23 protein-coding genes are annotated in these 23,941 nt (G+C 48.0%); all 23 read left to right on the forward strand.

All coding sequences use genetic code 11. The features are described from left to right. Position 1: 1 nt before the first annotated feature. The 23 genes from ABJ225_RS02720 (at position 2) to ABJ225_RS02830 (ending at position 23,923) form a co-directional block, all read left to right on the forward strand. Positions 2–2,038 (forward strand): chemotaxis protein CheW, encoded by a 2,037-nt coding sequence (locus ABJ225_RS02720; RefSeq protein WP_347318295.1) that lies wholly within the window; start codon positions 2–4, stop codon positions 2,036–2,038. A 13-nt stretch (positions 2,039–2,051) separates the two neighbouring features. Then, positions 2,052–2,492: a chemotaxis protein CheW gene (locus ABJ225_RS02725; protein WP_056537127.1), complete on the forward strand. Its 441-nt coding sequence runs from the start codon at positions 2,052–2,054 to the stop codon at positions 2,490–2,492. A gap of 1 nt (position 2,493) precedes the next feature. Beyond that, on the forward strand, positions 2,494–3,117 hold the full coding sequence (locus ABJ225_RS02730) for a chemotaxis protein CheC (RefSeq protein ID WP_347318297.1): 624 nt from the start codon (positions 2,494–2,496) through the stop codon (positions 3,115–3,117). Next, positions 3,114–3,611: a chemotaxis protein CheD gene (locus tag ABJ225_RS02735; RefSeq protein ID WP_347318299.1), complete on the forward strand. Its 498-nt coding sequence runs from the start codon at positions 3,114–3,116 to the stop codon at positions 3,609–3,611. The genes ABJ225_RS02730 and ABJ225_RS02735 overlap by 4 nt, the downstream gene beginning before the upstream one ends. Positions 3,612–3,645: 34 nt before the next feature. After that, the gene (locus ABJ225_RS02740) at positions 3,646–4,416 is read left to right on the forward strand and encodes a FliA/WhiG family RNA polymerase sigma factor (RefSeq protein ID WP_347318301.1); all 771 of its coding nucleotides are present in this window, start codon (positions 3,646–3,648) and stop codon (positions 4,414–4,416) included. 4 nt (positions 4,417–4,420) lie between these two features. Continuing rightward, positions 4,421–4,690, forward strand: coding sequence for a hypothetical protein (locus ABJ225_RS02745; protein WP_079515960.1), 270 nt, complete (start codon positions 4,421–4,423; stop codon positions 4,688–4,690). 93 nt (positions 4,691–4,783) lie between these two features. Then, positions 4,784–5,233: a hypothetical protein gene (locus ABJ225_RS02750; protein WP_347318303.1), complete on the forward strand. Its 450-nt coding sequence runs from the start codon at positions 4,784–4,786 to the stop codon at positions 5,231–5,233. 174 nt (positions 5,234–5,407) lie between these two features. After that, the gene (gene rpsB / locus ABJ225_RS02755) at positions 5,408–6,115 is read left to right on the forward strand and encodes a 30S ribosomal protein S2 (protein WP_347318305.1); all 708 of its coding nucleotides are present in this window, start codon (positions 5,408–5,410) and stop codon (positions 6,113–6,115) included. A gap of 122 nt (positions 6,116–6,237) precedes the next feature. After that, on the forward strand, positions 6,238–7,119 hold the full coding sequence (gene tsf / locus ABJ225_RS02760; protein ID WP_056537119.1) for a translation elongation factor Ts: 882 nt from the start codon (positions 6,238–6,240) through the stop codon (positions 7,117–7,119). Positions 7,120–7,197: 78 nt separating this feature from the next. Beyond that, positions 7,198–7,923 (forward strand): UMP kinase, encoded by a 726-nt coding sequence (gene pyrH, locus ABJ225_RS02765; RefSeq protein WP_048004026.1) that lies wholly within the window; start codon positions 7,198–7,200, stop codon positions 7,921–7,923. Next, positions 7,923–8,480: a ribosome recycling factor gene (gene frr / locus ABJ225_RS02770; RefSeq protein WP_048004025.1), complete on the forward strand. Its 558-nt coding sequence runs from the start codon at positions 7,923–7,925 to the stop codon at positions 8,478–8,480. Before pyrH ends, frr begins: the two co-directional genes overlap by 1 nt. A 222-nt stretch (positions 8,481–8,702) precedes the next feature. After that, positions 8,703–9,494 (forward strand): isoprenyl transferase, encoded by a 792-nt coding sequence (locus tag ABJ225_RS02775; protein WP_056537118.1) that lies wholly within the window; start codon positions 8,703–8,705, stop codon positions 9,492–9,494. Continuing rightward, positions 9,494–10,282, forward strand: coding sequence for a phosphatidate cytidylyltransferase (locus ABJ225_RS02780; RefSeq protein WP_056537117.1), 789 nt, complete (start codon positions 9,494–9,496; stop codon positions 10,280–10,282). Before ABJ225_RS02775 ends, ABJ225_RS02780 begins: the two co-directional genes overlap by 1 nt. 38 nt (positions 10,283–10,320) lie before the next feature. Further along, positions 10,321–11,463, forward strand: coding sequence for a 1-deoxy-D-xylulose-5-phosphate reductoisomerase (locus ABJ225_RS02785; protein WP_218245899.1), 1,143 nt, complete (start codon positions 10,321–10,323; stop codon positions 11,461–11,463). 101 nt (positions 11,464–11,564) lie between these two features. Next, positions 11,565–12,830 carry an RIP metalloprotease RseP gene (gene rseP, locus ABJ225_RS02790; protein WP_309517060.1) on the forward strand — a complete coding sequence of 422 codons (1,266 nt, stop codon included), beginning with the start codon at positions 11,565–11,567 and terminating at the stop codon, positions 12,828–12,830. A gap of 111 nt (positions 12,831–12,941) precedes the next feature. Then, positions 12,942–14,648, forward strand: a complete 1,707-nt coding sequence (locus ABJ225_RS02795) for a proline--tRNA ligase (protein WP_347318309.1) — start codon at positions 12,942–12,944, stop codon at positions 14,646–14,648. Between the two features lie 93 nt (positions 14,649–14,741). Beyond that, positions 14,742–19,061: a PolC-type DNA polymerase III gene (locus ABJ225_RS02800; protein WP_347318313.1), complete on the forward strand. Its 4,320-nt coding sequence runs from the start codon at positions 14,742–14,744 to the stop codon at positions 19,059–19,061. A 185-nt stretch (positions 19,062–19,246) separates the two neighbouring features. After that, on the forward strand, positions 19,247–19,717 hold the full coding sequence (gene rimP / locus ABJ225_RS02805) for a ribosome maturation factor RimP (RefSeq protein ID WP_048004018.1): 471 nt from the start codon (positions 19,247–19,249) through the stop codon (positions 19,715–19,717). 36 nt (positions 19,718–19,753) lie between these two features. Next, on the forward strand, positions 19,754–20,884 hold the full coding sequence (gene nusA, locus ABJ225_RS02810) for a transcription termination factor NusA (protein WP_053427265.1): 1,131 nt from the start codon (positions 19,754–19,756) through the stop codon (positions 20,882–20,884). A gap of 11 nt (positions 20,885–20,895) precedes the next feature. After that, positions 20,896–21,165, forward strand: a complete 270-nt coding sequence (gene rnpM, locus ABJ225_RS02815; RefSeq protein WP_053427264.1) for an RNase P modulator RnpM — start codon at positions 20,896–20,898, stop codon at positions 21,163–21,165. 10 nt (positions 21,166–21,175) lie between these two features. Continuing rightward, positions 21,176–21,493, forward strand: coding sequence for a YlxQ family RNA-binding protein (locus ABJ225_RS02820; RefSeq protein ID WP_347318315.1), 318 nt, complete (start codon positions 21,176–21,178; stop codon positions 21,491–21,493). A gap of 4 nt (positions 21,494–21,497) precedes the next feature. Next, complete coding sequence (infB, locus tag ABJ225_RS02825; protein WP_056537101.1) at positions 21,498–23,648, forward strand: translation initiation factor IF-2; 2,151 nt, start codon at positions 21,498–21,500, stop codon at positions 23,646–23,648. Continuing rightward, positions 23,645–23,923, forward strand: a complete 279-nt coding sequence (locus ABJ225_RS02830) for a DUF503 domain-containing protein (RefSeq protein ID WP_347318317.1) — start codon at positions 23,645–23,647, stop codon at positions 23,921–23,923. Before infB ends, ABJ225_RS02830 begins: the two co-directional genes overlap by 4 nt. Positions 23,924–23,941: the final 18 nt, after the last annotated feature.

Here is a 23,941-nt window from a genome sequence, read left to right on the forward strand (position 1 = left end):
GATGGAGATGAGTCAATACCTGGAAATATTTATAGAAGAAAGCAAGGAAAATCTTCAGGCGTGCAACGAACAATTGCTGGCACTGGAGAAGCATCCGAATGATCTTTCGATTGTCAATGAGATTTTCCGTGCAGCCCATACACTAAAGGGAATGGCGGCAACGATGGGGTACGATGATCTGGCGAATCTCACTCATAAGATGGAAAACGTTCTGGACGGGATAAGAAACGGTGTGCTGGCCGTGACACCCGGGGTATTGGATGTCGTTTTTCAGGCCGTGGACGATCTGGAAGCAATGGTACTTTCCATTGCCGACGGCGGAGACGGCAAGCGGGATGTCTCCAATGTGGTCCGTTTATTGCAGGAAATCGAGAGTGGAGAAACCCCGGTGACTGCAGCAAAACAGGAAGTGGCTGCAACAGCAACAGCAACAGCCCTTTCCGCACGACTTACATATGAAGCATATGAACAGACTGTGATCGAGGATGCGATCGAACAAGGTTTTAAATGCTATGAAATCTCGGTGTCCCTTCGGGAGGACTGCCTTCTGAAGGCTGCTCGCGTATATATGGTATTCGAGCTCCTTGAGAAAGACGGGGAAGTGATCAAGTCAGATCCTCCGGTGGATCAGCTGGAAGAAGAGCGGTTCGATCGGGATTTCACGGTCTCGATCCTCACGATGGAAACGGCTGAAAGCATTGGCGGGAAAGTTGAAAAGGTGTCTGAAATCGAGAGGGTGAGCATTTCTCCTATCGAATCGGGAAGTTTCCGAAGCGCTGAAGAAAACATCGTGAAACCTGTTACAGAGAAAATCCAGCAGGATCTTTCAGGCGAGCCGGATCCCCATTCAAAGGAAGAGAGTGCAGAAAACGTGAAGAAGGCAGCACCTTCCTCAAAGACAATCAGAGTCAACATCGACAGGCTCGATATCCTCATGAATCTATTCGAAGAACTGGTCATCGACCGTGGAAGGCTTGAGGAAATCTCCAAACAATTCGATAATCCGGAACTGAATGAAACGGTTGAACGGATGACGAGGATTTCCGGCGATTTGCAATCCATCATCCTGAACATGAGGATGGTTCCGGTGGAGACCGTATTCAACCGGTTCCCTCGAATGGTACGCCAGCTCGCCAAGGACCTTGACAAGCAGATCGAACTGGAAATCGAAGGAGCAGAGACGGAGCTCGATCGCACGGTCATCGATGAAATCGGCGATCCACTCGTCCACTTGATCCGGAATGCCATTGATCACGGAATCGAGACACCAGAAGTCAGAACGAAACACGGAAAAGAGCCTTTCGGAACAGTCAAACTGAAAGCCTATCACAGCGGAAATCATGTGTTCATCGAACTGGAAGATGATGGGGCTGGAATCAATAAAGAAAGAGTCCTGCAAAAAGCGATCGATAAAGGCGTTGTCTCTTCTGAGCAGGCACTGACGCTTTCTGACCGTCAAATTTATGAGCTGATCCTATCGTCTGGATTCTCAACTGCGGAAAAATTATCGGATATTTCCGGACGTGGAGTGGGCTTGGATGTTGTAAGATCTACGATCGAATCACTTGGAGGTTCCATCACGATTGATTCGACTGGTGGAGAGGGATCAAGATTTTCCATCCAGCTGCCTCTTACGCTGTCAATCATCGCCGTAATGCTCGTCGATGTGAAGTCTGAAAAGTATGCTATTCCACTGTCATCCATAATCGAAACGGCCATCATCAAAAAAGAAGATGTCCTCCATGCGCACAATCAAAAAGTCATCGACTTCAGGGGCAAGGTCGTTCCGCTCCTATTCCTCGAAGAAGTGTTCGAAGTCCCTTCTGAAGAGGATGAAGCTGATCAATATTCCATCGTACTCGTGCGCAAGGGAGAGAAGACGGCTGCGTTGGTGGTCGATTCATTCATCGGACAGCAGGAGGTCGTACTGAAATCACTCGGTCATTATCTAAACGATATCTTTGCCATTTCCGGAGCTACGATTCTCGGAGATGGGCAAGTGGCTTTGATTATCGATTGCAACGCATTAATCAATTAAGGAGGTCGGCACTATGACCGATGTCATGACAGAACAAACCAAACTGATCGTGTTTCAGCTTCATGATAAGGAATATGCATTGGAAGTGGAAAATGTCCGCTCCATTGAAAAATTGGAGCACATCACCCGGGTACCGAAAACACCTGACTACGTAAAGGGAGTCATCAATCTCAGGGGTGTAGTGACACCCATCGTCGATCTGCGTGTGCGCTTCGGACTGTCGTCCATTCAGGATACGGAACATACGCGCGTCATCATGGTGATTCTCGATGATAAGGAGGTCGGGCTCATTGTCGATGCTGCAAACGATGTCCTTGATGTCCACACTGAAGATATCGAGGATTCTCCAGATGTGGCAGGTGTCCAGGAAGCAGATTATGTGGCCGGCGTGGTGAAATTGGATAAGAGGCTCTTGATACTACTTCACTTGGATAAGGTCCTTCAGGCGCTCTGACGTGGGATATCACCATATTACAACAGGGCATCTGGATGTATTGAAAGAGATAGGGAACATCGGGGCTGGCCACGCAGCAACATCCCTCTCGTTCCTGCTAGATAAGAAGATTGATATGAAGGTGCCAGCGGTCGACATGGTTTCTTTTGATGACATGACGGAGCTTGCAGGAGGGGCCGAAACGATTGTAGTCGGAATCTTTCTAATGATCCAGGGGGAGGTAACGGGTAACATGTTCTTCCTGCTTCCTCTGGAACAGGCCACCCGCTATGTTCAAATCATGCTGAAAGATCCGTCCCACACATTCCAGGAACCACCATACGAAGATATCGCCCTATCTGCCATCCAGGAGCTTGGCAACATCGTATCCGGCGCCTATCTCTCTTCTCTATCCGACTTCACGGGATTATCGATCCAATCTTCCGTACCTGCCGTTTCGGTCGACATGGCAGGGGCAATGGTCGGTTACGGTCTTCTCGAGATATCCAAGGTCGGTGATCACGCCCTCGTAATCGATACCGCTCTCAATGAAGAGGGTACACAGGGCGTCAAGGGGAACTTCTACCTTATTCTTGATCCCGAGTCATTCTCCATCGTGTTCAATTCCTTGGGAGTGGACGCATGATGGGGACGGATTCGGTTGTCAAAGTAGGGATTGCTGACATGAAGTTCGTCAGGGATAAAGGGTCGATCCGGACGACGGGTCTTGGGTCTTGTGTAGGGCTTGTCCTCTATGATGGACAGCTTCGATTGGCAGGTATGGCCCATGTCATGCTACCGGACTCATCCTTTACAAAAGAAGCGACAATCAACCCAGGCAAATATGCAGATCTGGCCATACCGGGTCTTGTAGCCCTCTTGAATCGACATGGTGCGGACACTTCGAGGCTCGTATGCAAAATGGCAGGCGGTGCACAGATGTTCCAGGCGGCATCCGGGAGCGATATCATGCGGATTGGCCCCAGGAATGTTGAAGCGGTCAAGGAGCAGCTACAAAAACTGAATATCAGCATCATCGCTGAAGACCTCGGGGGTAATAAAGGAAGAACCATTGAATTTTTCCCTGAAACCGGAATGATGCATGTGAGGACGGTGTATGCAGGAACAAAGGAAATGTGAGGACGAAGACTAGCTCTTGGAAAGGAGGGTTAACATGTCCCGACAACCGGATCGGAACGAAGAACAACCCTACTGGGATAGATGGATCCACAACCGCGATACAGAGGCAGGGGATATGCTCGTGAAGAAATATATGCCCCTTGTTTCTTATCATGTTCAACGAATTTCAGTCGGCCTCCCGAAAAACGTTTCAAGAGAAGATATCAAAAGCCTCGGTCTCATGGGCCTATTGGATGCACTGCAAAAATTCGATCCCACGAGAGATCTCAAGTTTGATACATATGCATCCTTCAGGGTCAGGGGAGCCATCCTGGACGGCCTCAGGAAAGAAGACTGGCTTCCACGCTCCACAAGGGATAAGGCGAAAAAGATTGAAGCAAGGACATTGGAGCTCGAACAATCCCTTTTACGCCACGTGACACCGGAAGAAGTTGCCGCATCGCTTGAAATGACAACCGATGAAGTCTATCAGGCAGCCAATGAGCATTTCTTTGCAAATGTCTTATCCATGGATGAACAGCTTTCTGCTGATGAAAGTGAATCTTCCTCCTTTTCTCTGAAGGATGAACGGGTCTTTTCCCCGGAAGAAGCGACCGTCAAACAAGAGAACGTGGAAGAGCTTGAAAAGATGATATTAAAACTTTCAGAGAAAGAGCAGCTCGTGCTAAGCTTGTTTTATAAAGAAGAACTGACTTTGACCGAAATTGGTCATGTTATGAGTTTATCCACATCGCGCATTTCGCAGATTCACTCCAAGGCCATTTTCAAGTTGAGGAATTTCCTGAAACCTGAAGCAGGGGGATGATAAGGTGACTCTCAAGGCGATCGAACTCCAGGTGGCACTGCCGAGGACATTCGAAGCGGGAAAAATGACAGAACAAGCACAGCAGCTCGGTCAGTCAGTCAATCATGCCGCATCCCTCGGGATGGAAAAGAAGACATATAAAGAACGTCATACGGTCAATCGCATGAAAGGGAAGGCTCCCTTGTCACGCAGCGGGAAAGATCCCCGTTACGAAGAGGGGAAGCGTGAAGGGCATCATCCGTTTAAAGGGAAGGCAATCGATTACAGTGGATGATAGAACGACTGTTCCGGAGGAAACCGGGACAGTTTTTCCTTGTTGAGCTGACGTTAGAACTCAAATATGAAAAGATAACAGGGTGATCCATTAATGATTTTCGCAATAGTACTATCCATTTTATTGAATCTCGTCGCTCTATTTGCCATCATCCTGCTATACGTAAGGCAGAACCGCCTCCTGGCCCTTGACAACCAGCAAAAGAGAAGGGTGGCAGAAATGGAAGAGCTGATGTCTGCTTATATGGAAGAATTGAAGGAAGAGAATGATGCTTTTCTCTTATCTCTGAAAAAGGATGAGCCTGTTGCAAAGGAACGTGTGGCAGAACCTCCTTCCAAGGTTCGGATGAAAGCAATGGAAGCCTATCAGTCGGTTCCGACCATCGACCCTACCATCGATCCGTCCGATCATTCTGATATGGCGGAACTTGATATGGTGAGTATGCATCGCGCGGGCTTTTCGATTGATGAAATCGCAAAAGCCGCTGGTGTTGGGAGGACGGAAGTAGAGCTTTTCCTGAAATTCAATAAGAATATCGAATAATTTTCCTCGAAAATCGCGGCAAGCCCTTGATTGGATAAAAGAGGTATGCTATAGTATTCATGGTGTGATTACACACGTTTCCTGATTGAGGTGGATGGTGCTATTTTTAATAGTTTCTGCCCCAAGATGAAGGAGACGGAGGATAAAAACAAAAACCATTAGGAGGAACCACACATGTCAGTCATTTCAATGAAACAATTGCTTGAAGCTGGTGTACACTTCGGACACCAAACTCGCCGTTGGAACCCTAAGATGAAGAGATACATCTTCACAGAGCGTAACGGCATCTACATCATCGACCTTCAAAAAACCGTTAAAAAGGTTGAAGAAGCTTACAACTTCGTGAAAGAACTAGCTGGTAACGGCGGTAAAGTTCTTTTCGTAGGAACAAAAAAACAAGCGCAAGAATCTGTTAAAGATGAAGCGGAGCGCGCTGGTATGTACTACATCAACCAACGTTGGTTGGGTGGAACACTTACTAACTTCGAAACAATCCAAAAACGTATTTCACGTCTTAAGCAAATCGAAAAGATGGAAGAAGACGGTACGTTCGAAGTACTACCTAAGAAAGAAGTAGTACAACTGAAAAAAGAACATGAACGTCTTGTGAAATTCCTAGGCGGAATCAAAGATATGAACACACTGCCTGATGCACTATTCATCATCGATCCTCGTAAAGAGCGTATCGCTGTTGCGGAAGCACGCAAGCTTAACATCCCTATCGTAGGTATCGTTGATACAAACTGTGATCCGGATGAAATCGATGTTGTCATCCCTGCGAATGATGACGCGATCCGTGCGGTTAAGCTTCTTACAGGGAAAATGGCAGATGCCATCCTTGAAGCGAAACAAGGTGAAGAAGCAGCTGAAGCAGCTGAGTAATGACGAAAAGGTGATAAGAGGGCTTACCCTTATCACCTTTTTTTAAAGAGGAATCAGACTATCTTTTCAGGTAGTTCACAGCAGGGAAACCTGCGATAGATAATCTAAGGAGGAAACCTACTATGGCAATCACTGCACAAATGGTTAAAGAACTTCGTGAAAAAACCGGCGCTGGAATGATGGACTGTAAAAAAGCGCTAACAGAAACTGGCGGAGACATGGAGAAAGCAATCGACTTCCTTCGTGAAAAAGGAATCGCGAAAGCAGCTAAAAAAGCTGATCGTATCGCAGCTGAAGGTACAACGTTCATCGCGAGCGAAGGAAACACAGCAATCATCCTTGAAGTGAATGCTGAAACGGATTTCGTTGCGAAAAACGAAAACTTCCAAAACCTTGTTAAAGAACTTTCTTCTCACCTATTGGCTACAAAGCCTGCTTCTGTTGAAGAAGCGATGGATCAAAAAATGGAGAACGGTTCAGTTGTTAGTGAGTTCATCAATGCGGCAATCGCGAAAATCGGAGAGAAAATCACTCTTCGTCGTTTCGAAATCCGCACTAAAGATGACAACGCAGCGTTCGGTGAGTACCTCCACATGGGTGGACGCATCGCTGTTCTTGCTGTAGTTGAAGGCACGACTGATGCTGCTGTAGCAAAAGACGTGGCTATGCATGCTGCAGCCCTTAACCCTAAATACGTTTCACGTGATCAAGTGTCTGCTGAAGAAGTAGCGCATGAGCGTGAAGTGCTTAAACAACAAGCACTTAACGAAGGCAAACCTGAAAACATCGTTGAAAAAATGGTGGAAGGTCGCCTAAGCAAGTACTTCGAAGATATCTGCATCCTTGACCAGCCTTTCGTTAAGAATCCAGATCAAAAAGTACGTCAATTCCTTGAGTCTCACAAAGCTACCCTCACAGACTTCACTCGTTACGAAGTAGGGGAAGGCCTTGAGAAACGTCAAGAAAACTTCGCTGAAGAAGTTATGAGCCAAGTGAAGAAATAATCAACCGATTCGCTGTAGGGAACACATCGTGTGTTCCCTATTTTTCAAGAAAAATCTTATTTACATACGGAGGTTCCCATGAGCGTTCCAAAATATAAACGTGTCGTGCTTAAATTAAGTGGAGAAGCCTTAGCCGGTGAAGACGGCTTCGGCATCAACCCGTCCGTAATCAAAAACGTGGCGGAAGATGTGAAAGAAATTGCCGAACTAGGTGTGGAAGTCGCAGTCGTCGTTGGCGGCGGAAACATCTGGAGAGGGAAAATCGGCAGTGAGATGGGTATGGACCGTGCTTCTGCCGACTATATGGGGATGCTGGCGACCGTCATGAACTCATTGGCCCTTCAGGACAGCCTGGAGCAGGTCGGTGTCGAAACGCGGGTGCAGACTTCCATCGATATGCGTCAGGTAGCCGAACCATATATCAGAAGAAGAGCGATCCGCCACCTGGAGAAGAAGAGGGTAGTCATCTTTGCAGCCGGTACCGGAAACCCTTACTTCTCAACAGATACCACAGCGGCTCTTCGTGCAGCAGAAATCGAAGCAGAAGTCATCCTGATGGCGAAAAACAATGTCGATGGCGTCTATTCTGCCGATCCGATGAAGGACGCCAATGCAGTGAAATATGACAAGCTTTCCTATCTTGATGTGTTGAAAGAGGGCTTGGCGGTCATGGATTCAACGGCTTCATCCTTATGTATGGACAATGATATACCGCTTATTGTATTCTCTATTATGGAAGATGGAAACATCAAAAAAGCCGTAACAGGCGAAAATATCGGTACAATCGTAAGGGGGAAAGAATAATGGCAGAAGCAATCATTTCAAACGCAAAGGAAAGAATGACTAAAGCAATCCAAACGTATTCACGTGAACTGGCGACAATCCGGGCGGGACGCGCGAACGCATCCCTTCTTGATAAGATCACCGTCGATTATTATGGTGCGCCTACACCGGTGAACCAACTGGCAGGTATCTCGATTCCTGAGGCCCGTATGCTTGTCATCCAACCTTATGATAAAACAGCATTGGGCGACATCGAGAAAGCGATCCTCAAATCCGATCTCGGTATCACTCCGAACAGTGACGGGAATATCCTTCGCATCATCATTCCTGCTTTGACTGAAGAGCGTCGTAAAGAACTGGTCAAACGTGTGAAGAAAGAAGCGGAAGATGCGAAAGTTGCCATCCGTAACATTCGCCGCGATGCAAATGAAGAACTGAAGAAACAGGAAAAAGCGGGCGAGATCACGGAAGATGATCTTCGCAGCTACTCAGAAGATGTCCAGAAGGCAACGGATGAAAGCATTGTGAAGATTGACGGTATCGCAAAAGATAAAGAGCAGGAAATGCTAGAAGTATAATGAACGAGTACCGCCGACCTATAAGCGAAACCCGCTTGGTCGGCTTTTTTTACACTACATATTGATTGCACACCCACCGGCATCCCTTGGATCTTTCCCCTTAAAAATGTCTGAAAAGGACTGGCAGGGAATGGTATAATCGAATTTCATGGAGATATCTTTTGTGATTTTTGTTATGATAGTAGAGGTAAATATTTTTAGGATTGTTGGTGGAGGATTTTTATGCTAAACAAGCTTAAGCAATGGAAGCGGCAGCAAGGTTCAGAAGACTATGATGAACGGTATAGGGAGTTGAGGAATCACCCGATCCCGGAACATATCGCCATCATCATGGATGGTAACGGGAGATGGGCCAAGAAAAGGGCCATGCCCAGGGTTGCCGGCCATCATGAAGGAATGAAATGTGTAAGGAGGGTGACCAGGCTGGCAAATGAGCTCGGCGTGGGCACCTTGACTTTATATGCTTTCTCTACAGAAAACTGGAAGCGCCCGAAAATGGAAGTAGAGTTCCTGATGAAGCTTCCCGAAGAATTCCTTGGAACATTCCTTCCGGAGTTGATCGAGGAAAACGTTCAGGTGAAGATGATGGGTGCAACAGACGCCATCCCTGAGCACACCAAGCGGGCAGTACAGAAAGCAATCGAAGAGACTAAAGAGAATGACGGCCTTATCTTGAACTTCGCTCTGAACTATGGAAGCAGATCTGAAATCCTCGACGGTGTGAAGCATGTCTTAAATGATGTAAGAAGTGGAATACTGGATGAAGAACAATTGACAGAAGACGTGTTTTCCACTTATTTAATGACAAAGAACCTCAAGGATCCCGATCTGCTCATACGGACAAGCGGAGAAATACGTTTGAGTAATTTCATGCTTTGGCAGCTCGCATATACTGAATTCTGGTTCACGGATGTATTGTGGCCCGACTTCGGCAAGGAAGAGCTTGTGGAAGCCATTGAGGCCTATCAGGGCCGCTCAAGGAGATTCGGCGGGTTACAAAGCGAGGAGTCCTAATGAAACAGCGAATTATTACAGCGGTCGTCGCAGCGGCGATCTTCTTGCCGATCATCTTGGTTGGTAAGATACCATTCATCATCCTGATGTATGCCATTGCATCCATCAGTCTCTATGAAGCACTTAAAATGAGGGGCCACGGGATCATGACGATACCAGGTTTATTATCCCTTGCCCTCCTATGGATCTTTTTGATCCCGAATGAAACCATCGATGTCATTGCGGACTTCGGATACTCCAAAATGGAGTTTGTGTTCATCGCCGTTTTATTATTGCTGGTCTATACGGTGATCACGAAGAACCGCTTCACCTATGACGACGTCGGTTTTCACTTATTGAGCCTATTATATGTAGGAATCGGTTATTTCTATTTCATCGAGATCCGCATGCTGTCGAATGGCGCACAGCTCATCTTCTATGCCCTATTCATCATCTGGGCTACGGATTCCGGAGCCTACTTTATCGGACGGGCCATGGGGAAGAAAAAACTCTGGCCGCATATTTCTCCGAATAAAACAGTTGAAGGGTTCATCGGCGGAATCGTTTCGGCTGTCATTGTCGGTATCATCATCACATTTTTCACCGACCTCGGCATCTCGATGCCAAAGCTAATCATCATCACGGCGATACTCTCCGTATTCGGTCAAATGGGGGATCTGGTGGAATCTGCCCTTAAAAGGCACTACGGAGTCAAGGATTCCGGGAATCTCCTTCCGGGACACGGTGGGATGCTCGATCGTTTCGACAGTTTGTTATTCGTACTGCCACTGCTGCATTTTCTATTATAAAGATAAAGAGAGCAACACATCTGTAAGGAGTGGAGTCATTGAAGAGTATTAGTTTAATGGGGGCCACCGGTTCCATCGGGATCCAGACACTCGATGTCATCCGGCAGCACCCCGAAGAGTTCCATCTATCGGCTGTATCGGCAGGCCGCAACATGGAAAAGACAAGGGACATCATCCGTGAGTTCATGCCGTCACTCGTCTCTGTCCAACTGAAAGAGGATGCAGAGAAGCTCCGCTCAGAATTTGGTGATATCACCGTTCTCCATGGAGAAGATGGTCTGATCGAGACAGCGTGCTTCCATGAAGCCGACGTCTTGGTCAACGCGGTGCTCGGTAGCGTGGGCCTCCATCCGACTTTGAAGGCCATCGATGCGGGCAAGACCATCGCCATCGCCAACAAGGAGACCCTCGTAACAGCAGGGCATCTGGTCATGGAAGCGGCTCGGAAGAAGGGTGTACAGCTTCTTCCCGTTGATAGTGAACACTCCGCGATCTTTCAGGCACTTCAAGGGGAGAATCCGAAAAATATCGAAAAACTCATCATTACCGCTTCCGGAGGGAGCTTCCGTGATAAATCAAGAGATGAGCTTGTCGGCGTGACGGTAGACGATGCGCTGAATCATCCGAACTGGTCCATGGGGGCGAAAATCACCATCGATTCGGCAACCATGATGAATAAAGGACTTGAAGTCATCGAAGCCCACTGGCTCTTTGATCTGCCTTATGATCAGATTGACGTGGTACTTCACCGTGAAAGCATCATTCATTCTATGATCCAGTTCCACGATTCTTCGGTCATGGCTCAGCTGGGAACACCTGATATGAGGGTACCGATCCAATATGCCCTCACGTATCCAGACAGGATGCCCCATCCTAAAGGGAAGAGACTGGACTTGGTGGAAATCGGGAAGCTTCACTTCGAAGAAATGGATACGGACCGGTTCAAATGCCTCGGATTTGCCTATGCAGCCGGCAGGGAAGGCGGGAGCATGCCGACAGTCCTGAATGCAGCCAATGAAGCAGCTGTGGCACTCTTCCTTAAAGGGGCTATCTCATTCCTGCAAATCGACGACCTCGTGGAGCGGGCATTGAACGGGCACGTCACGATACAAAGGCCGGACCTCGGGACGATCCATGAGATCGACCGGAACACGAGGAAGCTGGTCGATTCCTGGGTGTAAAGGGTATGTTTTCCCGCGATGATACGTATGATGATTATGTACAACCCTTCATTTACATTTAAATCTGTGCAGTTTGACAGGTTACAAAGGTGGTTATTTACATGCAGACAGTCATAGCCTTTATCGTGATCTTCGGGGCATTGGTTTTTTTCCATGAACTGGGGCATCTGATTTTTGCCAAGCGTGCAGGGATCCTCTGCCGCGAGTTTGCCATCGGCTTCGGTCCAAAGGTTTTCTCATTCAAGAAAAATGAAACCGTCTATACGATCCGCCTGCTTCCATTGGGAGGTTTCGTCCGGATGGCGGGTGAAGATCCAGAAATGGTCGAACTGAAGGCGGGCCATCGCATCGGTCTCCTATTTGATCAGGATGAGAAAGCTTCCAAGATCGTTCTGAACAACAAGGACCGCTATCCGAACATCCGCGTCATCGAGGTGGAAACGGCGGATCTTGAAAGGGAACTCATCATCAAAGGGTATGAAGATGACGAAGAAGAATTGAAAACATTCCCTATTTCACGAAACGCTGTCATCGTCGAAGACGGCACAGAATCATTGATTGCGCCATGGGATCGTCAATTCGGTTCGAAATCCCTGCCGAAGAGGGCGATGGCCATTTTCGCAGGTCCACTCTTCAACTTCATCCTGGCTTTCTTCATTTTCATTCTGGTCGGGTTCCTTCAAGGGGTACCGACCAACGATCCCGTCCTTGGTGATCTGACGGATGATGGCGCAGCCAAAGGATCAGGCCTTCAAAAAGGGGATGTGGTCCTGAGCATCGACGATAGTGAAATCTCCACGTGGGAAGATATTGTCGGTGTGATCCAGAAGCACCCCGGTGATGAACTCGTCTTCACCGTCGAAAGGGGAGGAGCGACACAGGATATCTCTGTAACGCCAGAGCCTCAGAAGGTAGAAGGGCAAGAAGAAATCGGAAAGATCGGCGTTCACAATCCTATGGAAAAATCGCCGCTGAAGGTCGTATCTTCAAGTGCGGAGCAAACCTACGAAATGGGCAAGCTGATCTTCGTCCTCTTAGGCAAGCTTGTTACAGGTGAATTCTCCATTGATGCCTTGAGCGGACCGGTTGGGATTTATCAGTCCACCGATGTCGTTGCACAGTCGGGTATCTATGATTTGATGAGATGGGCAGCCATACTCAGCATCAACCTCGGCATCATGAACCTCCTGCCGATCCCGGCCTTGGACGGAGGAAGACTCCTGTTCTTCGCAGTGGAAGCGCTGAGGGGAAAACCGGTGGACCGCAAGATGGAAGGAATGGTTCATTTTGTAGGCTTCGCCCTCCTGATGGTCCTGATGCTCGTTGTCACATGGAATGATATACAACGATTCTTTATACAGAATTAGCATGTTTGGCAGTTTCATCCTAGTGGGTGATACTGCCTCTTGCATTGCTCGGGGAAAAACGGGTACATACAAATAAACAATAAAAATATTATGGTAACTGAGGTGCTCTGAATGAAACAATCACAAACGTTGATCCCAACCTTGAGGGAAGTTCCGGCCGATGCAGAGGTCAAAAGTCATCAGCTTCTCCTTCGCGCGGGATATATGAGGCAAAATGCAAGCGGAATCTATAGCTACCTGCCACTCGGAACGAAAGTATTGAAGAAGGTAGAAGCGATCATCCGCGAGGAGCTTGAAGCAGCGGGGGCAGCAGAACTGTTGATGCCGGCCTTGCAACCTTCTGAACTATGGAAGGAATCTGGACGCTGGGGGACATATGGTCCTGAACTGATGAGGATGAATGACCGCCATGACCGTGAGTTCGCACTGGGAGCAACCCATGAAGAAATGATCACGAGCCTGATCAGGGACGAAATAAAATCGTACAAACGACTTCCTTTGACCCTTTATCAGATCCAAACGAAATATCGTGACGAAAAGCGTCCACGATTCGGCCTTCTGCGAGGAAGGGAATTCATCATGAAAGATGCCTATTCCTTCCACTCTTCACAGGAAAGTCTCGATGAAACCTATGATCGACTATTCCAAGCCTATTCGAATATCTTCACACGCTGTGGATTGGATTTCAGGGCCGTTATCGCAGATTCAGGGGCCATGGGGGGCAAGGATACCCATGAATTCATGGTCCTTTCAGAAATCGGTGAAGACACGATTGCTTATTCTGATACATCCGATTTTGCTGCCAATATTGAAATGGCGGAAGTCGCAGATACGTATGAGCCTTCAAAGGAAGACATGCTGGATCTCGAAAAGATTTCAACGCCTGATACGAAGACCATCGATGACGTTTGTGCGTTGTTTGATAAGCAGCCTGAAGAGTGCATCAAAAGCCTTTTGTTCAAAGCGGATGAAGAGTATGTACTCGTCCTGGTGCGCGGTGATCATGAAATCAATGACATCAAACTGAAGAACCTTCTCGGTGCTGATCAGGTCGAGCTTGCCACAGCTGAAGAAACAGTAAGCGTACTTGGTAGCGAAGTAGGTTCCGTAGGTCCGTTCTCCCTTCCTGCTGAAGTGAAGATCATCGCCGATCAGGCCGTGAAGTATGTCCGCAATGGTGCGGCAGGTGCCAATGAAACAGGCTTCCACTACTTGAATGTGAATGTGGAAAGAGATGTGGATGCCATCACATTCACAGATCTGCGCTTCATTCAAGAAGGAGACCCTTCACCGGATGGTAAGGGAACGATCCAATTTGCAAGAGGCATCGAAGTAGGACATGTCTTCAAGCTTGGAACAAAGTATTCCGACAGCATGGGCAGCACCTATCTGGATGAAAACGGCCGTTCACAGTCCATTATCATGGGTTGTTATGGAATCGGGGTTTCAAGGACGGTTGCGGCGGTAGCCGAACAGTTCAACGATGACAGAGGTCTTGTATGGCCGCTGGACCTAGCTCCATATGATGCCCATGTAATTCCGGTCAATATGAAAGATGATGCCCAGAGAGAGCTTGCTGAAGAATTATACGGTACGCTAAAACACGCACGATATGATGTCCTAATGGACGACCGTGCGGAGCGGCCGGGCGTTAAATTCGCCGATTCCGATCTGATCGGCCTCCCGTACCGCATCACGGTCGGCAAGAAGGCTGCTGAAGGAATCATTGAATTGAAAGTCAGGAAAACAGGTGATATGCTTGAAGTTCATAAAGATGAATTAGTGAAAACACTTCAAGAACTTTCTGAAACAAATTAAAGGGATGAAGGGCTTGACTCCAGTGGTTGTACCTCTGCCGTCGGCCCTTTTCCTCTGAGGATATAGAAAGGCACTAAAGGGGGAGTGAGAGAAATGGAAGAGAGATCCCTGAGCAAGAAAGAGCGATTTCAAGTATTACTATCCCAGCTAGGGATGACCGGGGATGATGTGGTTCAGTACTTCAACAATGCTGAAATTGAAAAATTATCCGTTTATAGAAAAGAGAAAAAATGGCATTTTCATTTCGCGCTGGATCAGATCATTCCCTGCAAGGTGATGAACCAGTTTTCAAATGCTCTAAGGTCTTCGTTCAAGCATATCGCCCAGGTAGGATTTTCGGTGAAGGTCCTCAATACGGAAGCAACCGAACAGCATATCCTTGATTACTGGACAGAATGCATCAAGGAAGTGCAGGGCATATCACCGCCATTATTGAAGATCCTCAATACACAGAAGCCTAAGATACAGGGTAATAAAATTGTCGTGCAGGCTTCCAACGATACAGAAGCGACACAGTTGAAGAAAAAATATAGTGATATCATCTGTTCGGCATTCGAACAGTTTGGATTTCCCCGCCTCATGCTGGATGCAGAGGTAGGACAGGCTGAAGCTCAAAACAGTGACTATGAGAAATTTCTTGAAGAAAAGCTCAAGGAAGATCAAGAGCGGGCAAAACAGGCTCTCATTGAAATGGAGAAAGCTGAGAAGGAAGAAGCCGCAGGGATTCCGAGCGGGCCCTTCATGCTTGGTTTATCGATCAAGGATGACACTGAGTTCAGGAAGATCGAAGACATCCTCGATGAGGAGAGGCGCATTGCCGTCGAAGGCTATGTGTTCGACTGTGAAACGCGTGAGCTGAGAAGCGGCCGTACCCTCCTCACATTCAAGGTGACGGATTATTCAAGCTCGATCCTTGTGAAGATGTTCTCCCGTGACAAAGATGATGCAGCCATCATGAATACGATGAAGAAGGGGATGTGGGTCCGCTGCAGGGGAAGCATCCAAAATGATACATTCGTCCGCGACCTCGTCATGATCGCCAACGATGTCAATGAAATCAAACCGGTTCTGAGACTCGATACGGCACCTGAAGACAAGAAGAGGGTAGAACTCCACATGCATACCCCGATGAGTCAAATGGACGCAGTATCGTCCGTCAGTTCCCTTGTTTCGCAAGCAAAGAAATGGGGTCATAAGGCGGTTGCCATCACGGATCATGCCGTGGCACAATCCTTTCCGGAAGCGTTCAGTGCAAGCAAAAAGAATGATATCAAGGTGCTGTACGGCATCGAGGCAAACCTCGTCGATGACGGGGTCCCCATTGCCTATAACGACAGGGACCGCATACTAGAAGACAGCACGTATATCGTATTCGATGTGGAAACGACAGGTCTTTCCGCGGTATACGATACGATTATCGAACTCGCAGCCGTAAAGATCAGGGACGGGGAAGTGATCGACAAGTTCGAGCGCTTTGCCAATCCTCATCATCCCCTTTCTGCTACAACCATCGAACTGACTGGCATCACCGATGATATGGTGAGGAATGCCCCTGAGATCAACGATGTGCTGAAGGAATTCCATGCATGGGTGGAAGATGATATCCTGGTTGCCCACAATGCATCATTCGATATGGGGTTCCTGAATGCAGGATACAAGAAAGCAGACCTTCCGAAAGCGTCAAATCCGGTCATCGATACGCTGGAACTGGCAAGGCTCCTTTATCCTCAATTCAAGAATCACCGCTTGAATACCCTGGCGAAGAAATTCGATGTCGAGCTCACCCAGCATCACAGGGCGATCTATGATGCGGAAGCCACTGGATATCTACTTCTCAAAATGCTGAAGGATGCATCGGAGAAGGGGATCATGAATCATAATCAGTTCAATGATTACATGGGGAAAGGGGACGCCTATAAGCGTTCAAGACCTTACCACTGTACCCTGCTTGCCCAGACGGAAGAAGGACTGAAGAATCTGTTCAAGCTCGTATCGATTTCCCACATGCATTATTTCTTCCGTGTCCCCCGCATCCCGAGGTCACAGCTCCAAAAATATCGCGCTGGCATCCTGGTTGGTTCGGGTTGCGATAAAGGGGAAGTGTTCGAAGGCATGATGCAAAAAGGCATCGAGGAAGTGCTCGAAACAGCTGAATTCTATGATTACCTTGAGGTTCATCCGAAAGAAGTCTATCAGCATCTGATTGAACTGGATCTCGTGCAGAGTACGAAGAATCTGGAAGACATCATCAAGAATATCGTCGATCTCGGAGAACGGATCAATAAGCCCGTTGTGGCAACAGGGAACGTGCATTATTTGAATGAAACAGACAAGATTTATCGGAAGATCCTCGTGAGTTCCCAAGGTGGGGCAAACCCGCTTAATCGTCATGAACTTCCCGATGTCCATTTCCGTACAACGAATGAGATGCTGGATGCCTTCTCCTTCCTCGGGAAAGACAAGGCCGAGGAGATCGTGGTCGAGAACTCAAATAAGATCGCTGACATGATCGACTCCATCAAACCGATCAAAGATGACCTTTTCACCCCTAAGATCGAAGGGGCAGACGAGGAAATGCGTCGCATGAGCTATGAGATGGCCAAAAGCATTTACGGGGAAGACCTTCCTGAAATCGTCGAAGCGCGCCTTGAAAAAGAGCTGAAGAGCATCATCGGCCATGGATTCGCCGTCATCTATCTCATTTCTGCTAAACTCGTTAAGAAGTCACTGGAGGACGGATATCTTGTTGGATCCCGTGGATCCGTCGGCTCATCATTCGTTGCCACCATGACGGAGATCACAGAAGTGAATCCACTTCCTCCGCATTACGTGTGCCCGTCCTGCAAGAAGTCGGAGTTCTTCGATGACGGTTCCGTTGGTTCAGGATTCGATCTGCCGAATAAAGACTGTCCGGATTGTGCGATTCCATTCAAAAAAGACGGACACGATATCCCGTTTGAGACATTCCTGGGATTCAAGGGGGATAAGGTTCCCGATATCGATTTGAACTTCTCGGGGGAATACCAGCCGAAAGCCCATGATTATACGAAGGTGCTGTTCGGAGAAGACAACGTCTATCGTGCGGGGACGATCGGTACAGTAGCCGAGAAAACAGCCTATGGATATGTTAAAGGGTACGCAGGAGACAATAACCTGCAGATCCGCGGCGCAGAGGTCGATCGCCTCGTCAGCGGGTGTACAGGCGTGAAGCGGACCACCGGGCAGCATCCCGGGGGGATCATCGTTGTACCGGATTATATGGATATTTATGATTTCTCACCGATCCAGTTCCCTGCGGATGCGAGTGATTCGGAGTGGCGCACCACTCACTTCGATTTCCATTCCATCCATGATAATCTCCTGAAGCTCGATATCCTCGGACACGATGATCCGACGGTGATCAGGATGCTCCAGGACTTATCGGGGATCGATCCTAAGACGATTCCGACGGATGATCCTGAAGTCATGAAGATATTCAGTGGCACGGAGTCCCTCGGAGTCACCGAAGAGCAGATCATGTGTAAAACGGGGACCCTGGGAATTCCAGAGTTCGGAACCAGATTCGTCCGGCAGATGCTTGAGGATACGAAGCCGACAACATTCTCTGAACTTGTGCAGATCTCCGGTCTTTCCCACGGGACCGATGTATGGCTTGGGAATGCACAGGAATTGATTCATAATAAAATATGCAATCTCAGTGAGGTTATCGGATGCCGTGATGATATCATGGTCTACCTCATCTATCAGGGTCTTGATCCTTCATTGGCATTCAAGATCATGGAGTTCGTCCGAAAAGGAAAAGGGCTTCAGGATGAATGGGTGGATGAAATGAAGAATAACGGTGTACCGGATTGGTATATCGACTCCTGCCTGAAAATCAAGTACATGTTCCCGAAAGCCCATGCTGCCGCCTACGTTCTGATGGCAGTGAGGATTGCATACTTCAAAGTCCACCATGCCCTTCTGTATTATGCCGCCTACTTCACCGTTCGTGCTGAAGACTTCGACATCGAAGCCATGGTGAGGGGCTCTCAAGCTGTAAGGGCCAAGATCGAAGAGATCAATGCCAAAGGACTGGACGCCTCACCAAAAGAAAAGAACACGCTCACCGTCCTTGAGCTTGCCCTTGAGATGTGTGAGAGGGGCTACCAATTCCAGAAGGTGGATCTATACCGCTCGGAAGCCTCCGAATTCGTCATTGACGGCGATACCCTAATCCCACCATTCAATGCGATTCCGGGTCTTGGGACGAATGCCGCCCTCAATATCGTGAAGGCGAGGGAAAATGGAGAATTCCTTTCGAAAGAGGATCTACAGCAAAGGGGACGGGTATCCAAGACCATCATCGAATATCTGGATAATCACGGATGTCTGGAGTCCCTGCCGGAGAAAAATCAGCTGTCCTTGTTCTGACCATGATGTAAGGGAAATTTATTTGCATAAAAATATCGGTTATGGTATATTTTTATTGGAAATACTAAGGATAGCTCTAACGTCGAAGAGTGGGGTCGCACCCCACTCTTTCGTTATTACTTGGAGATTTTTTCTATCTTTTATAGTCTTGGTGCAAGATTTTTCATATAGACCAGGAGGTAAGTATGAGTAAAATTACAACACTTGTAGAAGAACTTGTCACACCCATATTGGATGATCTTTCACTAGAACTGATCGATATGGAGTACGTGAAAGAGGGATCAAACTGGTTCCTTCGCATTTTTATCGATAAGGACAGCGGTGTTGATATCGAGGAATGCGGAATCGTCAGCGAACGCCTCAGCGAGAAGCTGGATGAGCTCGACCCGATCCAGCACAATTATTTCCTGGAGGTCTCCTCACCGGGAGCAGAGCGCCCTCTCAAAAAAGAGAAGGACTTTGAGAAGTCCATCGGAAAGAATGTATACGTGAAACTATATGAACCGATGGATGGAGAAAAAGCATTCGAAGGTTTGCTGTTATCATATACGCCCGAGAAGCTAGAACTTGAACTGACGATCAAAACGCGTAAAAAGAAGGTTGAAATACCGATGGATAAAGTCGCGGCTGCAAGACTTGCCGTAACCTTTTCCTAACTGAACAACCGCAAAATAAAGGGGGATAAAACCGTCATGAGCACGCAGTTATTAGATGCTCTAACTGTATTAGAGAAAGAAAAAGGCATTGCGAGAGATGTGATCATCGAAGCGATCGAAGCCGCTCTTGTATCGGCCTATAAACGGAATTTCAATCAGGCACAGAATGTAAGGGTGGACTTGAACCTGGACACAGGTACCATGAGGGTCTTCGCCCGCAAGGAAGTCGTGGATGAAGTATTCGATTCCCGTCTTGAGATTTCCGTGCCGGATGCAACAGACATCAATCCAAGCTATGAAGTAGGCGATGTGGTGGAGCTTGAGGTCACTCCGAAGGACTTCGGACGGATCGCAGCCCAGACGGCCAAGCAGGTCGTCACACAGCGTGTACGCGAGGCGGAACGCGGCATCATCTACTCTGAGTTCGTAGATCGTGAAGAGGATATCATGACAGGCATCGTCCAGCGTCAGGATAACCGCTTCATCTATGTGGCTCTAGGTAAAATCGAAGCATTGCTTCCTGTAAGCGAACAGATGCCGAATGAGACTTACAAGCCCCATGACCGCATCAAGGTCTTCATCACCAAAGTCGAGAAGACGACCAAGGGACCTCAGATCTTTGTTTCCCGTACTCATCCAGGTCTGTTGAAGCGCCTCTTCGAAATCGAAGTGCCTGAAATCTTCGATGGTACGGTCGAAATCAAATCTGTTGCACGCGAAGCCGGAGATCGCTCCAAGATCTCCGTTCACGCAGATAATGGTGAAATCGATCCCGTCGGTGCCTGTGTCGGAACCAAGGGTGCCAGGGTTCAGGCAATCGTCAACGAACTCAAAGGGGAAAAGATCGATATCGTGCAATGGTCCGAAGATCCTGTCACATTCGTTGCGAACGCATTGAGCCCTTCCAAGGTACTTGATGTACAGGTGAATGAGGAAGAGAAGTCCACACGCGTCATCGTGCCGGATTACCAACTTTCCCTTGCCATCGGGAAGCGCGGTCAAAATGCCCGTCTTGCCGCCAAGCTCACAAACTGGAAAATTGATATCAAAAGTGAAACAGATGCCAGGGAACTTGGTCTCTATCCCCGCGAGGAATCCTTCCTTCCAGAAGAAGAAGAGTACGACGCGGATGAGCCTTTGAATATTGATTTCAACGATCAAGATTAAGAGGTGGACACATGAGTACCAATAAGAAAATCCCGCTCCGCAAATGCGTAGCGACCGGTGAAATGAAACCGAAGAAAGACATGATCCGAATCGTCCGATCGAAAGAGGGGGAGGTGTCCGTGGACCCGACCGGTAAGAAGTCCGGGCGCGGCGCCTATCTTTCTAAAGATCGGGACATCATTTTACAAGCGAAAAAGAAGAATACGTTAGCCAATCAACTTCAAGCGAAGATAGATGATTCATTGTATGATGAGTTGATACGTCTTGTAGAAAAGGAGTAACATTTAGCGTATGGAGCAGAATCGTTGGATGTCCCTTTTAGGATTGGCCAATCGGGCACGTAAGACCGTATCCGGTGAAGAACTGGTGATCAGGGAAGTCCGCAAGGGTCGGACGAAGCTTGTGATCCTGGCCCGGGATGCTTCCGAAAACACCCGTAAGAAAGTGACGGATAAATGCACCCATTATAAGGTCCCGGTCCGGTTCGCCCCGGATCGATCCCTTCTTGGCCAGGCCATAGGGAAGGATCAAAGGGTGGTCGTCGCCGTCATGGAAGCGGGGTTTGCCGGCAAGCTTTCCGAAATGCTCGATGAATCTCAGTGGGGGTGAACATATGAGCAAGATCCGTGTATATGAATATGCGAAAAAACATAATGTTTCAAGTAAAAATGTGATCGACAAATTAAAGGAATTGAATATTGAGGTATCAAATCATATGGCAACTTTAGAAGACGGTACAATCAAAAAATTGGATAAAACATACGAAGGCAAAAAGCCCGCAGCAGGGAGCAAAGATCAAAAACCTGCAGCACAGTCTGGCCAAGGCGACAGCAAAAAACCTGCTCCGGCGGCTCAGAAAAACAACAAAGGACCACAGAATCGCGGCAACAACAACAATAAAAAAGGTCCGAACAACTTTAACCGCAATAACAAGAATAATAACAACCGAAATAAACAGAATCGCAACACAAAGCCTGCTCCACAGCAACAACCTGTGAAGAAAAAAGAGCTTCCAGCCAAAATTACCTTCACGGATTCCTTGACGGTAGCAGAGCTTGCGAAAAAGCTTTATAAAGAGCCTTCTGAAATCATCAAAAAACTCTTCATGCTCGGAGTCATGGCTACGATCAATCAGGAACTTGACAAAGATTCCATCGAATTGATCGCCGGTGAGTACGGAGTGGAAGTCGAAGAGGAAATCAGGATCGATGCAACGGATCTTGAAGTCTACTTCACAGAAGATGATGCAGAGCAGGTACAGGAACGTCCTTCCGTCGTGACCATCATGGGACACGTTGACCACGGGAAAACGACATTGCTTGATTCCATCCGTAATACGAAAGTGACGGCAGGAGAAGCAGGAGGAATCACGCAGCATATCGGTGCTTATCAAGTGGAAGTGGAAGGCAAGAAAATCACATTCCTTGATACCCCTGGACACGCAGCCTTCACTACAATGCGTGCACGTGGTGCGAAAGTGACTGATATCGCGATCATCGTAGTAGCTGCAGACGACGGTGTAATGCCACAGACGGTCGAAGCGATCAACCATGCGAAAGCCGCTGAAGTTCCAATTATCATTGCCGTGAACAAAATGGATAAAGAAGCTGCCAATCCTGACCGTGTCATGCAGGAACTTACAGAGTATGAGCTGGTTCCGGAAGCGTGGGGTGGGGATACGATCTTCGTTCCATTATCCGCCCTATCTGGAGAAGGGATCGACAACCTTCTTGAAATGATCATCCTTGTGACTGAGGTAGAGGAGCTAAAAGCGAATCCAAAACGTCTTGCACTGGGTACGGTCATCGAAGCACAGCTTGATAAAGGACGTGGCTCCGTCGCGACACTCCTCGTACAGAATGGAACGCTCAAAGTCGGGGACCCTATCGTGGTAGGTAACACGTATGGCCGCGTTCGTGCCATGGTCAATGATCTCGGACGCCGTGTGAAGGATGCCGGTCCATCTGCGCCTGTTGAAATCACTGGTCTGAACGATGTACCTCAAGCAGGAGACCGCTTCGTCGTATTCGAAGACGAAAAAACGGCTCGTTCTGTTGGTGAGGCACGTGCTACACAGGCCCTTCAGGCACAGCGTGGCGAAAAATCCAAAGTCAGCCTAGAAACTCTGTTTGAACAAATGAAACAAGGGGAAATGAAAGACCTGAACCTTGTTCTTAAAGCAGATGTTCAAGGTTCTGTTGAAGCACTTGCTGCATCCCTACTTAAAATCGAGGTGGAAGGTGTCAATATCCGCATCATCCATACCGGTGTAGGGGCCATCAATGAGTCTGATATCACACTTGCCTCAGCTTCCAACGCCATCGTGATCGGATTCAACGTCCGTCCGGATGTGAATGCTAAACGTACGGCTGAAGCAGAGGGTGTTGAAATTCGTCTTCACCGTATCATCTACAAAGTGATGGAAGAGATCGAAGCAGCCATGAAAGGGATGCTTGATCCTGAATTTGAAGAGAAAATCATCGGTCAGGCAGAAGTGCGTCAAACCTTCAAAGTATCCAAAGTGGGTACAATTGCAGGAAGCTATGTAACAGAAGGGAAGATTTCCCGTGATAGCGGCGTGCGTCTAATCCGTGATGGAATTGTCATCTTCGAAGGGGAGCTTGATGCACTCAAGCGTTTCAAAGATGATGCGAAGGAAGTAGCTCGTGGATATGAGTGTGGGATTACCATCAAAAACTTCAATGATGTAAAAGAAGGCGACGTCATCGAAGCCTTCGTCATGGAGGAAATCTCCCGTTCATGATCACCTGCGCCGAATTCGAATGCATGATCCATCAATCAGGGTCGCTCAAGGAAAAACGGGCGGTCCTGCAGCGGATCATGACCAGGCTCAAGCAAAAGTATAATGTCTCAGTTGCTGAAGTGGGGCATCAGGATGCATGGCAGCGGACGTCCCTTGCCATCGTCTCTGTGGCTTCCACGAAAGCGGCCAGTCAAAAGGAAGTGGACAGGGCGCTTGCCTTTGTCGATTCCTTCCCTGAGTGGGAGAGACTGCTTACAACAATCGAATCACTGTAGCACCAGTGATTCATCATA

Source organism: Rossellomorea sp. RS05 (genome assembly GCF_039822645.1).
Taxonomy (GTDB): Bacteria; Bacillota; Bacilli; order Bacillales; family Bacillaceae_B; genus Rossellomorea; species Rossellomorea marisflavi_B.